This window comes from Ensifer sp. ENS08 (genome assembly GCF_014852195.1).
Taxonomy (GTDB): domain Bacteria; phylum Pseudomonadota; class Alphaproteobacteria; order Rhizobiales; family Rhizobiaceae; genus Ensifer; species Ensifer adhaerens.
Genome location: NZ_JACVBF010000016.1, coordinates 182269 through 196199 on the forward strand (window position 1 = coordinate 182269; position 13931 = coordinate 196199).

General features: G+C 63.4%; 10 protein-coding genes. 6 read left to right on the top strand and 4 right to left on the bottom strand.

Annotated elements, in window-relative coordinates:
* Positions 1 to 31: 31 nt before the first annotated feature.
* A complete protein-coding gene (locus tag IB272_RS27145) occupies positions 32 to 1867 on the top strand; it encodes an ABC transporter ATP-binding protein (protein ID WP_060517716.1) in 1836 nt (611 codons plus the stop codon).
* A gap of 93 nt (positions 1868 to 1960) precedes the next feature.
* Here IB272_RS27145 and IB272_RS27150 read toward each other — a convergent pair whose 3' ends face one another.
* Positions 1961 to 2437, bottom strand: a complete 477-nt coding sequence (locus tag IB272_RS27150) for an Lrp/AsnC ligand binding domain-containing protein (protein ID WP_034787587.1) — start codon at positions 2435 to 2437, stop codon at positions 1961 to 1963.
* A gap of 142 nt (positions 2438 to 2579) precedes the next feature.
* On the opposite strand from IB272_RS27150, the gene IB272_RS27155 reads away from it, so the two are divergent.
* The 5 genes from IB272_RS27155 (at position 2580) to IB272_RS35640 (ending at position 10312) form a co-directional block, all read left to right on the top strand.
* A complete protein-coding gene (locus tag IB272_RS27155) occupies positions 2580 to 3599 on the top strand; it encodes a 1-aminocyclopropane-1-carboxylate deaminase (RefSeq protein ID WP_034787590.1) in 1020 nt (339 codons plus the stop codon).
* A gap of 50 nt (positions 3600 to 3649) precedes the next feature.
* Complete coding sequence (locus tag IB272_RS27160; RefSeq protein WP_192445448.1) at positions 3650 to 6037, top strand: 1-deoxy-D-xylulose-5-phosphate synthase N-terminal domain-containing protein; 2388 nt, start codon at positions 3650 to 3652, stop codon at positions 6035 to 6037.
* Positions 6038 to 6198: 161 nt separating this feature from the next.
* Positions 6199 to 6954, top strand: a complete 756-nt coding sequence (locus IB272_RS27165; protein ID WP_060529011.1) for an alpha/beta hydrolase — start codon at positions 6199 to 6201, stop codon at positions 6952 to 6954.
* 232 nt (positions 6955 to 7186) lie between these two features.
* A complete protein-coding gene (locus IB272_RS27170; protein ID WP_034787610.1) occupies positions 7187 to 8371 on the top strand; it encodes a cellulase family glycosylhydrolase in 1185 nt (394 codons plus the stop codon).
* A gap of 117 nt (positions 8372 to 8488) precedes the next feature.
* The gene (locus IB272_RS35640) at positions 8489 to 10312 is read left to right on the top strand and encodes an adenylate/guanylate cyclase domain-containing protein (protein WP_159415697.1); all 1824 of its coding nucleotides are present in this window, start codon (positions 8489 to 8491) and stop codon (positions 10310 to 10312) included.
* 57 nt (positions 10313 to 10369) lie between these two features.
* Here IB272_RS35640 and IB272_RS27180 read toward each other — a convergent pair whose 3' ends face one another.
* Genes IB272_RS27180 through IB272_RS27190 form a run of 3 tightly spaced genes read right to left on the bottom strand, consistent with a single transcriptional unit; the run spans position 10370 to position 13799 of the window.
* The gene (locus IB272_RS27180) at positions 10370 to 11215 is read right to left on the bottom strand and encodes a sugar phosphate isomerase/epimerase family protein (RefSeq protein WP_060529013.1); all 846 of its coding nucleotides are present in this window, start codon (positions 11213 to 11215) and stop codon (positions 10370 to 10372) included.
* Positions 11212 to 12522 (bottom strand): DUF6005 family protein, encoded by a 1311-nt coding sequence (locus IB272_RS27185; RefSeq protein WP_113554669.1) that lies wholly within the window; start codon positions 12520 to 12522, stop codon positions 11212 to 11214. The genes IB272_RS27180 and IB272_RS27185 overlap by 4 nt, the downstream gene beginning before the upstream one ends.
* On the bottom strand, positions 12519 to 13799 hold the full coding sequence (locus IB272_RS27190; protein WP_034787620.1) for an AMP-binding protein: 1281 nt from the start codon (positions 13797 to 13799) through the stop codon (positions 12519 to 12521). Before IB272_RS27190 ends, IB272_RS27185 begins: the two co-directional genes overlap by 4 nt.
* Between the last annotated feature and the right edge of the window lie 132 nt (positions 13800 to 13931).

Genomic DNA, 13931 nt, shown 5'->3' on the forward strand with positions numbered 1-13931 from the left:
GATACGCGCAGCATCTGACGGAGGAAACGAGATGACCGAGACCAAAGCCCAGCCGGACCGTTCGACGGCGCCCGTTCTCTCCGTCGAGAACCTGACGACCTCTTTCCTGGTCGACGGCGCCTGGAAGCCTGTCGTCCGGGACATATCGTTTACCGTCGCGCCCGGCGAAACCGTGGCGATCGTCGGCGAATCCGGCTCGGGCAAGAGCGTCACTTCGCTCTCGATCATGCGGCTCCTGCAGAAGGAGACGAGCCGCGTCGAAGGGCGGGTGATGATGGGCGGGCGCAACATCCTCGACTTGCCGGAATCTGAGATGCGCCGCGTGCGCGGCAACGATGTCGCGATGATCTTCCAGGAGCCGATGACCAGCCTCAATCCGCTGTTCACCATCGGTGACCAGATCTCCGAGGCCCTTCTCTGCCACAGGCCAATGTCGAAGGCCGACGCCCGGGCGGAAACCATCCGATTGCTCGAAAAGGTCCGCATTCCCTCCGCCGCCTCGCGCTTCGACGAATACCCGCACCGCTTCTCCGGCGGCATGCGCCAGCGCGTGATGATCGCCATGGCGCTCGCGAGCCGGCCGAAGCTCCTGATCGCCGACGAGCCGACGACGGCGCTCGACGTCACCATCCAGGGCCAGATCCTCGACCTGATCAAGGTGTTGCAGGAGGAGGAAGGCACCTCGGTGCTCTTCATTACCCACGACATGGGCGTGGTCGCCGAAATCGCCGACCGCACGGTGGTGATGTTCCGCGGTGACGCGGTCGAGACCGGCAACACCGAGGACATCTTCCTTCGGGCGAAACACCCCTATACCCGCGCACTGCTCTCGGCCGTGCCGATGCTCGGCTCGATGAAGGGCGAAAGCCAGCCGATGCGTTTTCCCGTCATCGACGCCGCGACCGGGCTGCCTTCGGCGACGGCGGAAGCCACCGATACGGTCCAGGCCGGCCGCAAGCCGATCCTCGAGGTCAAGAACCTCGTCAAGCGCTTCGACATCCACGCCGGCTTGCTCGGCAAGCTCAAAGGCCGCGTCCACGCCATCGAGAACGTCTCCTTCAGTCTGCAGCCGGGCGAGACGCTGTCGCTCGTCGGCGAATCCGGCTGCGGCAAGTCGACGACCGGCCGGGCCATCATGCGGCTGATCGAGCCGGAAAGCGGCTCCGTGACGCTCGACGGCCAGAACGTCCTCAAAATGGATCGCAGGCAGCTGCGCGAAATGCGCCGCACCATGCAGATGATCTTTCAGGATCCTTTCGCGAGCCTCAATCCGCGCATGACGGTGGGCGCTGCGATCGCCGAACCCTATCTCGAACACAAGCTCGGCACGGCACGGCAGGCGCGTGAGAAGGTCGCCGACCTGCTCGAACGCGTCGGCCTGCAGGCCGACATGGCCGCCCGCTACCCGCACGAGTTCTCCGGCGGCCAGCGCCAGCGCGTCTGCATTGCACGCGCCTTGGCGCTCGACCCGAAGCTGATCGTCGCCGACGAGTCTGTCTCGGCACTCGACGTCTCGATCAAGGCACAGGTCATCAACCTCTTGCTCGACCTGCAGGCGAGCCTCGGCCTTGCCTATCTTTTCATCTCGCACGACATGGCCGTCGTCGAGCGCGTCAGCCACCGGGTCGCCGTGATGCATCTCGGCGAGATCGTCGAAATCGGCTCGCGTGCGCAGGTTTTCGAGAATCCGCAGCATCCCTATACGAAGAAGCTGATGGCCGCCGTCCCAATCGCCGATCCGACCCGTCGCCATGCGCGCCGCAATGTCGCGAGCGACGAGCTGAAGAGCCCCTTGCGCGCGCCCAACTACGTTCCGGAAACGCGGCGCTTTCAGCAGGTCGCAGACGATCACTTCGTCCAGGTCTGACCGGGTTGCACCTATCGGGCCGCATCCGGCACGCTGAAGACGTACCGGGTCTCGCGTGCCCTTCGATGCGAAAGCCCAATCGTTCGACGACCGTCAGAACGGCAGCCGGGCGTTCTCCTTGACTTCCTTCATCACAAAGAAGGTGCGCGTCTGGCGTACCCCCGGTAGCGCAATCAGCTTCTGACCGTGCAGTTTGTTGAAGTCCGCCATGTCTCGGACCCGGATTTTCAAAAGATAGTCGAAGTCGCCAGCAACGAGATTGCAGTCGAGCACTTCCTTCATCTCCAGCACCGCGCCCTCGAAGGCCGCAAAGCTCTCGGGCGTCGAACGATCGAGCACAACGCCGACCATCACCAACGCTCCGAGACCGACCGCTGCCGGCGCGACCTCCGCCCTCACACCGGTGATATGACCCTCTTCGAACAACCTCTGTGTTCGCCGATGACAGGTCGCCGGACTGACGTTTACCCGCTCGGCAAGGTCGGCGTTGGTCAGCCGTCCTTCGGATTGCAGGGCACGCAGGATCTTGAGATCGATCCGGTCAAAATCATCATCGGAAGAATCTTTCATTATCTATCCCGTTTATTGAAGAAAATCAAAACTTGATCGGTACTGTATTCTATCCAGCGAAATTTTGACAGCAATTTAGAGAGCACCTTTCACGAGACTTCGCCTATCCTTCTCCTACAATTTTCACACGGAGGCCTGGATCATGTCACTGCTTGAGAAGTTCGAACGCTACCCCCTCACCTTCGGCCCGACGCCGATCGAGCATCTGCCGCGACTGACGGCGGCGCTCGGCGGAAAGGTCGCGATTTACGCCAAACGCGACGACTGCAATTCCGGCCTCGCCACGGGCGGCAACAAGCTCCGGAAGCTTGAGTATATCGTGCCCGACGCAATCGCTTCGGGCGCCGATACGCTGGTCTCGATCGGCGGCGTGCAGTCGAACCACACCCGCATGGTCGCCGCCACTGCTGCCAAGATCGGCATGAAATGCGTCGTCATCCAGGAAAAATGGGTGCCGCACTATGATGCGGTCTATGACCGCGTCGGCAACATCCTGATGACACGGCTGATGGGGGCGGACAGTCGACTCGTCGACGACGGTTTCGACATCGGTATTCGGAAGAGCTGGGAAGATGCGATCCAGTCGGTTAAGGATGCCGGCGGCAAGCCCTACCCGATCCCGGCCGGCGCCTCGGTGCACAAGTATGGCGCACTCGGCTACGTCGGCTTTGCCGAAGAGGTGGCGGCACAGGAAAAGGAGCTCGGCTTCACCTTCGACTACATCGTCGTCTGCGTCGTCACCGGCTCCACCCAGGGCGGCATGATCGTCGGCTTTGCCGCACAGGACCGCGCCAATCGGGTGATCGGCATCGACGCATCGGGCACGCTCGAGCAGACCCGCTCCCAGGTTCGAAAGATCGTCGACTCGACGGCCGAACTGGTTCGCCTCGGCAGGGCGATCCGCGAAGACGAGATCGTGATCAATCCCGATTACGCCTATCCCGCCTATGGCGTACCATCAGAGGAAACCAACGAGGCGATCCGGCTCGCGGCTCGCACCGAAGCGATGATTACCGACCCTGTCTATGAGGGCAAATCCATGCAGGGGATGATCGACCTTACCCGCAAGGGATTCTTCCCGGAGGGGTCTCGCGTTCTCTACGCCCACCTCGGCGGCGCACCGGCGCTCAACGGCTACAGCTACTACTACAAGGACGGCTGAGTCCTTGGCCTAGACTGTCACCTTACGTCCTTCTCCATCGGAACCTGGCGATGACCGACACGACCCATCTGAAGACCATTGAAAAGCGCCTGCTCTGGCTCTCCCACTGGATGATCCATCACGCCAACCACATCCGGCCGAAGGTCGACGGCATCAAGACTGGGGGGCATCAGGCCAGCTGCGCCTCGGTCGTCTCGATCATGACCGCGCTCTATTTCTCGGCGCTCAGGCCGGAGGATCGTGTTGCCGTCAAGCCGCATGCGGCGCCGGTCTTCCACGCGATGCACTATCTGATGGGCCGACAGACGCGCGAGAAACTTGAGAACTTCCGCGGCTTTGGCGGGGCGCAGAGCTATCCGAGCCGGACCAAGGATGTCGACGATGTCGATTTTTCGACCGGCTCGGTCGGACTCGGCGTCGGCATCACCGCGCTCGCCTCGATCGTCCAGGATTTCGTCCGTGCCAAACAATGGGGCGAGGGCAAGATCGGCCGCATGGTCGCGCTCGTCGGCGATGCCGAGCTTGACGAAGGCAACGTCTACGAGACGCTGCAGGAGGGCTGGAAGAACGACCTCAGGAACTGCTGGTGGATCATCGACTATAACAGGCAGTCGCTCGACGGGATCGTGCGCGAGGGCCTGTTCGAGCGCGTCGAGAAAATCTTCGACGCCTTCGGCTGGGACGTGGTGCGGGTGAAATATGGCGTGCTACAGCGCGCGGCCTTTGCCGAACCGGGCGGCAAGAAGCTGCGCGACTGGATCGACGGTTGCTCCAATCAGGACTATGCGGCGCTGACTTTCATGGGCGGTGCCGTCTGGCGCAAGCGGCTTGCCGACGATCTTGGCGACCAGGGTGACGTCTCGGCGCTCATCGAGCGGCGCAGCGATGCCGAGCTTTCAGCGCTGATGGAGAACCTCGGTGGCAACTGCGTCGAGACGATGGCCGAAACCTTCGCAGCGATCGACCATGATCGGCCGACCTGCTTCCTTGCCTATACCATCAAGGGCTGGAGCACGCCGATTGCCGGCCACAAGGACAATCACGGTGGCCTGATGACGACGACCCAGTTCGCCGAATGGCAGGCGCATATGGGTGTCGGGCGCGGCGAGGAATGGGAGCCTTTCGCCGGAGTGGCGGATCGTCAAGCGCTCCAGGCGTTCCTCGCCGCGGTCCCTTTCTTTGCCGAAGGCATACGCCGCCACGCCGAGCACCGGCTCGAGGTGCCGCCGATCGCGTTTGAGACCCAGCGCGAGGTGTCGACGCAGATGGCCTTCGGCAAGATCCTCGACGATCTCGCCAAGGGCAAGTCGGACCTGGCCGAACGCATCCTCACGACGTCGCCCGATGTCACCGGCACCACCAGTCTTGGCGCCTGGGTCAACCGGCGCAAGCTCTTTGCCCGCCAGCCGCTCGCCGACGCCTTCATCGAGCACCGCATTCCATCGACGGCAAAGTGGGAGTTCACTCCGGAGGGCCAGCATGTGGAACTCGGCATCGCCGAGATGAATCTGTTCCTATTGCTCGGCGCCGCCGGCCTCAGCCATTCGCTCTTCGGGAAAAGGCTGATCCCGATCGGCACTGTCTATGACCCCTTCGTCTGCCGCGGCCTCGATGCGCTCAACTATGCCTGCTACCAGGACGCCCGCTTCATGATCGTCGGCACGCCCTCGGGCGTGACGCTGGCGCCCGAAGGGGGCGCGCACCAGTCGATCGGCACGCCGCTGATTGGGATCAGCCAGGACGGACTGGCAGCGTTCGAACCAGCCTTTGCAGACGAACTCGCCGTCATCATGGAATGGGCCTTCGACTACATGCAGCGCGATGGCGACAACGATCCGGACGAGCGCACCTGGCTGCGCGACGAGACCGGCGGCTCCGTCTATCTGAGGCTCACCACCAAGCCGCTCGAACAGCCGCTGAAGCGCGTCGACGATGATTTTGGCCAGGGTGCAATCGACGGCGCCTATTGGCTGCGCAAGCCAGGGCCAAACTGCGATGTCGTCATTGCCTACCAGGGTGCGGTGGCCGACGAGGCGATTGCCGCTGCCGGACTTATAGGCGAGGTCCGCCGCGACATTGGCGTGCTCGCCGTCACCTCGGCTGACCGTCTCAATGCCGGTTGGACGGCCGCCCAGCGCGAACGGGCCCGTGGCAACCCCCGTGCGAAAAGCCATATCGAGCGGCTGCTCGATCCGCTGCCCGGCCACTGCGCGATCGTCACCGTGCTCGATGGCCATCCGGCAGCGCTCTCGTGGCTCGGTGCCGTCGCCGGCCACCGCACCATCGCGCACGGCGTGGAACATTTCGGCCAGACCGGCACGATCGGCGATCTCTACCGCCACTTCCGGCTCGACCGCAACGCGCTCGCGGCATCCGCAATGGCGCTGACGGCAGGCCGGCGAACCGCTGCCGGACAAGCGGCTCTCCTCTTCCCATAGTTCAGCAATCGCCGTCCGAACTATCGAAGACGCACCATCATGCGCCGCGGACCCCGCGGCCAGAGCATGCGTGCGCCTCTCAAAATCCAGAAGCGTCACCCGAAGAAGGCGCCGCTTGTCGGGGAACAATCACTCCGCTCTCAAGGAAAGGAAACCTAAGAATGCGAAAGATGAGAATCCTGGCTGCCACACTCCTGGCTTTGGCGGCGGCCCCGCTTGGGCATGCCCTGGCCGAACCCGTCAAGAATGTCGTCATCGTGCACGGCGCACTCGCCGACGGCTCGAGCTGGCGCAAGGTCTTCGACCTTTTGACCACCAAAGGCTTCACCGTCACGGTCGTCCAACCGCCGATGACCTCGCTTGGCGACGATGTCGCGGCAACCAAACGCATCCTCGACCTGCAGGACGGCCCATCGGTCCTCGTTGGCCACAGCTATGGCGGCATGATCGTCACCGAAGCCGGGACTTCCGAAAACGTCGCCGGCCTCGTCTATGTCGCAGCCTTTCAGCCGGATGCTGGCGAAACTCTGCTTGACCTGGCAGCCAGGAAGCCGGCTGCAACCAAGGGCATCGCGGCAACGGACGACGGATATCTCTATCTCGATCCGGAAGTCTTCGCCGCGGACTTCGCCGCCGACGTTCCCGAGGTAGAAGCCCGTTTCATGGCTCATTCCCAGGTCTTCCCGGCAAAATCTGCCTTCGAGACGAAGATCACGGTACCGGCCTGGAAGGGCAAGAAGAGCTGGGCGCTGATTGCGACCGAAGACCGGGCCATTCATCCGGACTTGATGCGGACGATGGCCAAGCGTGCCGGCAGCGATACGGTCGAGGTCAAGGCAAGTCATGCGGTCTTTCTGTCCCAGCCGGCCGCCGTCGCCGAACTGATTGAGAAGGCGGCGACAGCGCTTTCCGACTGATCGCGAAGATATCCAGGCAAGCGGGCCTCGCAGCGGATCACTGATCCGCTGCGAGGCCTTTTTCTCGCGAAGAACGAAACCGCTAGGCATCAGTCACCGCCAATGGGTTTCGCAAACTCGCTTTGAACCCTGACGCTGTTCCCCAGGGAACTTCAGCGAAACGATCCGCCGGTAGGTTGGCCGCGCCAAACCAAGAGCCGCGAAGGCCAAGAACTCCAGAAGGACCGACCGAATGCGCCTGATTGCCTCCGCCCTCCTCGCTTGCAGCCTTGCGGGCTCCGCCAGTGCCGCCGATCTCATCACCTTCTGGGATAAGCCGCAGCATGGCGGCAACAGCTTCAACCGGCTGCCCCCGGACGACGCCTATTTCAGGGCCTTGGCCGGCTACGGCGCCACCTGGGTGCGCCTGTCCTACGACAAGTGGGAGCCGGCCAAGCGCGACTATCTGATCGGCGACGCCGACAAATACGAAGGCATACCGGCGGCAGACCTCAAGACGCTGAAGGAGACCCTCGACCGGGCCGACAAGGCGGGCCTCAAGGTCGTCATCGCGCCGCTGTCGCTGCCCGGCATGCGCTGGGCGCAGAACAACGGCAACCGGTTCGACGGCCGTCTCTGGCAGGACAAGATCTGGTGGGGCCAGGCAGCAGCCTTCTGGCAGGATCTGGCCCGCGCGCTGAAGGATCATCCCGCGGTCGCCGCCTACAACATCGTCAACGAGCCGGCGCCTGAAAAGAGGAACGGCCTTGCCGAACATGCCGACCGAAAGACGATGCAAGCCTGGTACGGCGACCAGGCGGGCAGCGCCTCGGACCTCAGGGCCTTCTACAAGACGGTAATCGCCGCCATCCGGGCGGTCGACCCGGCAACGCCCATCATGGCGGATGCCGGCTGGTATGCGGCTGCCGACGCCTTTTCCTATTGGCCGGCAGCGCTCACCGACCAGAAGGTGCTCTACAGCTTCCACATGTATGAGCCCTATGCCGCGACCAGCGCACCGAACATGAAGCGCGACAAGCCCTACGCCTACCCCGGCAAGGTGCCCTTCGGCGACGGCGAGGAGACGTGGGACAGGGCCCGGGTCGAAGCCTATCTTGCAGAGCCGGTGCGATGGGCAAAAGACAAGGGCGTGCCGCTCAATCGGCTGGTTGCCGGCGAGTTCGGCTGCATGCGCCTGTGGTCCGGCTGCAAGACCTATCTCGAGGACGTGTTGACCGCGCTCGACAGGGACGATCTGCACTGGGCCTTCTACAGTTTCCGCGAGGATGCCTGGGACGGCATGGACTACGAGCTCGGCGCGAAAAAGGTCGGCTGGAAATACTGGCAGCAGATGGAGGCCAACGAGCGCGACACGACGCCGCGCAAGGCGACCCCGGAGTTCGAGCCGATCAGCCGGCGGCTGCAAGGGACAGATTGACGCAGAACGGGAAAGGCCGGCGCACGCTTGGAAAAAAGCCCAAAACAGCTAGAAGAGGGTGCATTCCTTGCGGGGCCGCGCGAATGGCGAGCACCTGCTGCAACATGAGGCATGCTGGTGCAGACGACCAAGGCGACTAACGCCGAAACACCCAACCGAACCATCTCCCTGTCGCGCACCCTGGCGATCGTGATGGCAGCCCTGGTCGCCCTGACCGCAGCCGTTATCCTCTCGGTCGTCTGGTTCATGTCAGCGGGCACGACCCGCGACCTGCTCGTGCAATCGGCGCATCTCGGGCTGGAGGCGGTGCAGACGCAAATCGGCAGCCGCTTCTCGCCTGTGGAGGATCAGCTCGCCTTTCTGGCGCGAGAGGTCGGTGCCGGCCGCCTCGACCCGAAGGATTCGCCGAAGTTCGAACGCGTGATGACGGGCGCTCTGGCGGCAACGCCGCAAGTTCGAGTACTCTCTTTCGTGAAGCCCAACGGCGATATCATCGGCGTTACGCAGGGTCCAAAGGGTGTCTTTTCCTATACCGACCAGGTCACGAGCGACAACGAGCGCGCGGAGATCGAGGAAGCGCGGCGCAGCGGCACGCCTCACTGGGGGCCCGTCTATTTCGTACCCGATCCGGCGATACGCACGTCAGTCACGAATTTGCAGCAACCGGCAAACCACAACGGTGAATTTGCCGGCGTTTTCCGTGCCACGATAACGGTCGACACCATGTCCGACTTCCTGCGCCAGATTGCCGTCTCGAACCCGGGGGCGACGCCCTTCGTCCTCTACGGCCGCGACCAGGTTCTCGCCCATCCGCTGATGGCCGCGGGACATCCGCTCCTTTCGGCGGAGCATCGGTTGCCGAAGCTCGACGAACTGGGCGACCCTTTTCTCGCCGCACTGTGGAAAGAACCGGCCGAGACCTTCGACGATTCGGACATGGAGATACGCGCGGTCAAGCTCGGGGACGACGGACGGGTCGTCCTGACGCGCGAGATCCGCGGCTACGCTCCCTCTCCGCTCATTATCGGTGTCGAGGTTCCGATCGAAGCGGTCGAGAAGCCGGTGTGGGACCTGCTGCGGGCCGGCATTGCCGGCCTCGCGGTGCTGTTCGTCGCGATCGTCATCGCGTGGGTTGTCGGTCGCCTGATCGTTCGCCCGGTCACCAGCATGGCGCGTGAGGTCCGTGCCGTCGGCATGCTCGATTTTGCCGCTCTGCGGCCGCTTCCCGGCAGCCTCTTCACCGAACTCGACGAGCAGGCTAAGGCCTACAACACGATGCTGACTGGGCTGCGCTGGCTTGAGACCTATGTGCCGAAGAAGCTCGTGCGCCACCTGATCGGTCGTGAGGACCTGGCATCCACCCAGCGCACCGTCACCATCATGTTCACCGATGTGGTCGATTTCACCGCGACGGCAGAAAAGACCAGCGCCGGCGACGTGGCGGCACTGCTCAACAGCCACTTCGATCTGCTCGGCCACTGCATCGAAAGCGAAGGCGGCACCATCGACAAGTTCATCGGTGATTGCGTCATGGCCTTCTGGGGCGCACCCGACGCGCAAATGGACCATGCAGATCGGGCAATCCGGGCAGCGCGGGCGATCGCCAAATCGATCGCCAGCGACAACGCCGAGCGACGCCTAAAGGGCCTGCCGCCCCTCAGGGTGCGCATCGGTATCCATTCCGGGTCGGTCGTTGCCGGCAATATCGGCATGACCGGTCGGTCGGCCTATACGATCGTCGGCGACACGGTGAACGCCTGCAACCGGCTGGAGCAGCTCGGCAAATCGATCGCGCCAAGTGAAGAGGTAATGATCCTCCTGAGCGGCGAAACCTTCGGTCTGGTGGCTGATGACGATCGCTCCGATCTCGCCCAGCTCGGCAAACATTGTCTGGCCGGCCGAAGCGAAGAGACCGAGATCTACAGGCTTCAGACACAATAGGCCCCGCGCCGACACGAGCCGGCGCGCAGACCTCCGGGCCATCATGATGCGTAACGCCTATTGGCCGGCGGCCCGGCGGTTCGGCTCGGTCCCGTCAACCGCCTCGCGGACCTGCCTGCGATCGCGACGCAGGGTCTCGAAACAATCGTTGCCGAACCATTCAAGCGACGCGTCGACCGACGGCTCATCGGCGATCTCCGTCAGGAACCGTTCGTAGTCGACAACCCCTTCGAAGAGCGGCGTCATCCCGCGCCGGCTGCCGGCCGCGGCATAGACATTGGCCGGCTCGAAGACGGAAAGTTCTGCCCGGCCGACGATGTTCTTCAGGTGGTAGTGGCGAATGTGCGGTTTCATCGCACGGTGCACGGCGACCGGGTCGTCGCCGCCTTCCCAAACATGCAGCGTGTCGAAATTGATGGCGAAGGAGGGATGGTCCACCTCTTCGATGAGCCGCATCGTCGAGGCCGCCGTGTCGGCGAGCGTCTTCGGATGCGTTTCGACAAGCAGCTGGATGCCGTAGCTTGCGGTAATGGTGCAGATCTCCTTCAGGCGCTCGACAATCTCCCGCCGCTCGTCAGCGCTGACGTCAAGGCTGCCACGGCTTCCCGCGAAGGTGCGGATCTTGCGGGTGCGCCACCGGCGCGCCAGTCGGCAAAGCTCGACCGCCTTGTGCCGCAGCGCTTCCACGTCGCCGTCGAGCGGCAGGTAATCGCTGATCATCGGCACCGAGAGGCCGTAGCCGTCGAGCCATTCGGCGTTGCGATCCGCGCGCGGCGAGAGGTTGCGCGCATGCGCGCCCCAGAGTTCGATACCCTGGAAGTCGTTGGCCTCGGCCCAGGCGGCGATCTCGTCGAGCGAGATCAGATGGTGGCGGAAAGTGATGGTGCAGAGCGAAACTCTCATCGCGCAATTCTCTTCAAGGGACGGATTTCCTGGGGGATGGCAAGATCGCACCAGAGATCGAAGACCTCTGCGAGCTTGACCTTCAGCTTCGTCTCCAGCCGGTCGGCTTCGTCGAGACGCTCGATGACGGCGCCCAACAGCGAGCGATCGCCTGTCTGGGCGAGCTTCATGCAGGCGTAGTGCAGCGTCTTCAGCGACTGAACCAGCGCCTCGATCTCCCCGCACCAGCCCTCGAACTCGGCGGCCGGCAACTTCAGCGCCCGCCAGTAGAAGGCAAAGCCGTGCTCATAGGCGTATTTTCGGATGGTGATAACAGGCAGTTCCCGCACCGCGGCGCCGAGATCAGTGAGTGCGACACCGTTCGTCCCGTCGAGATGCGCGGCGACTATCGCTCTGACGGCATCGACCAGCGGATTGCGGTCCCGGACGAAGCAGGCCTCGAAATAGGCCCTCAGATCTTCGGCAAACGGCGCGCGCGCCTCGGCATTGTCGAAGACATAACCGCCGCCGACAGTCGGCTGCATGATGGCGTGAACGACCTTCTCGCGGGCAATCTCGCCCTCCCAGCGATAGTCGGGATCGTGCACGAACCATGTGTCGGGATCGGCCGTTTCCTGCAGCATCAGATAGTGCGGGAAGGGGTTCTGGTTGAACTTGTTCTCCCGCTCCGGCAGGTGGAACATGTCGAGCATGACCATGACCGAGCCGGTTTCGCCGCGCTGTTTCATCAGCCCGAGCAGCACTGCGAGGTTGTCGAGCTTGGTGCGCTGCGGATCGTACCACTCGACGACGGAAACGCCGTAAAGCCGCTCGAACCAGCCACGGAAGAATTCCTGGGTGATATCGGGCGCATGATAGAGAAGCTCGAAACGCTCGCTGACCGCGAACTTCGCGTCCCAGACACCGAAATAGAACGGCCGCTGATCGAGCCCGTTTCGCTTCAGGCCGTCCGAGACGCAACTGACGAAGCAATGGACCTTGATGTCGTAATAGGCCTCGCCGTGCACCCCCTCGTCGGTCGTCCCGCCGGTGAGCGGAAAGGCGGGCACGATGGCGGCGGTCGGCTTCGGCACATAGAGCGCGACGAGATCGGCGACCGTTTCGATCTCCCGTTTTGCGATCGCCTCTTCCGGCACCGACAACCCGTATTCGAGCTCGAGATTGAGGAAGATTTCGAGGATCAGCACGGAGTCGAGATAGAGATCTTCGTTGAGACGGGCATCGAGGCCGAAGCCGTCCATATGTCCATGCGCCATTTTGTCGGTCAGGACGGCCTCGATCGCCGCCAGAACTTCGCTTTCGGTCATGATGCGGCTCCCGCAATCGGTTTGTTGAATTCGCCTGCCAGATGACGGGCCGCGACATCGCGGCGGCTGATTTTGCCGTTCGCCTGGCGCGGAACTGCATCGATCTGCAGGATTTCCATCGGCAACTGGTGAGATGCGAGGTGTCGGCTGCACCATTCGCGCACGGCCTGCGGCGCCACCGGCGCCTCGGCGCTAAAGAGCAGCGCCACGCGCTCGCCGGCAAAACGATCGGCCTTGCGGAAGGCCACGGCGTCGGTGACCGCCGGCATCGCCATGACGGCATCCTCCACGTCTTTCGGATAGACGTTGAGGCCGGAGACGTTGATCATGTCGTCCAGGCGGGAAACGAAGACCAGCATGCCGTCGGCGCGCCGGTAGCCGAGGTCACGCGTGTGGATCGGCGCGCCGTCGCCGTTGCTAACGACGATCTCACCCGCGTCCTCGGCGGTGTTGCCGGTGGCGGCGATCAGATGCGGCAGGACGAAGCCCATGTCACCGGCGGAAGTCACATCCGGATTGATGGCGATGCAGCCGGATTCCGAGCAGCCATATTGCTGGAACATGAACCGGCTCTTGGCGCGAATGTCGGCAAACCACGGATCGGGAAGCAGCGTGCCCGACGTCATCGTTGCGTGGATCTGTTCGCCCGCGGGCGTCAGCCGCGCCAGCGTGTGCAGGATCGCCGGCGAGGAATAGAGCAGCGGCCGTTCGATCTCGCGCAGCACCTTCAGGAGATATTTCGGGTTCGCGGTGTTGACGATGACCGGCGTCTGCCCACGCTTCAGCGCCACCAGGATGCCGCAGATCAGCCCGTAGGAATGGGTGGTCGGGCAGGCGACGACCGGCGTCATGTCCTCCGGTTCGCGGAAGGTGGCGACATAGCTTTCGATCTCGGCATCGATTTCCGTCCAGTTGCGCGCCACGCATTTCGGCGCGCCCGTCGTTCCGGAGCTCATCTGCAACAGCGTGCCCTCAGCCGAAAGCAGGTCGGATGGTTCGAGAACTTCGGCCGTCAGGCTGTTGTAGAACAGCCGGTCGCAGCCGGCGCCGATCGCGAGCTTGCGCGCGGCCGGATAGGGTGTGCCCGGATGGATCGGCAGCACGCTCGCGCCCGCCTTGCGGATGGCAAAGAACAGAGCCAGCCAATCGACCGTCTCCGAGAAGCAGACGGCGTAGCGGCCGGTGTCCTGTGCGCCAAGGCCGATCTCGGCTGCGAGTTCGGCCGATCTGGCGCTGAAATAGGCCTCGTCATAGAGCCTGTCATCGATACGGATCATGGCTTTCTCCAATGAAAGAACGCAAGGGGCAGAACGCCTTGAGTTGGCGGCTTTCCTTGGGTTCGGTTTTGTTCTGACCGGCCTTTTTTGCCGATCGGCTCAATGGTCTTCGTTCCGCTGGACAGGGCCGTC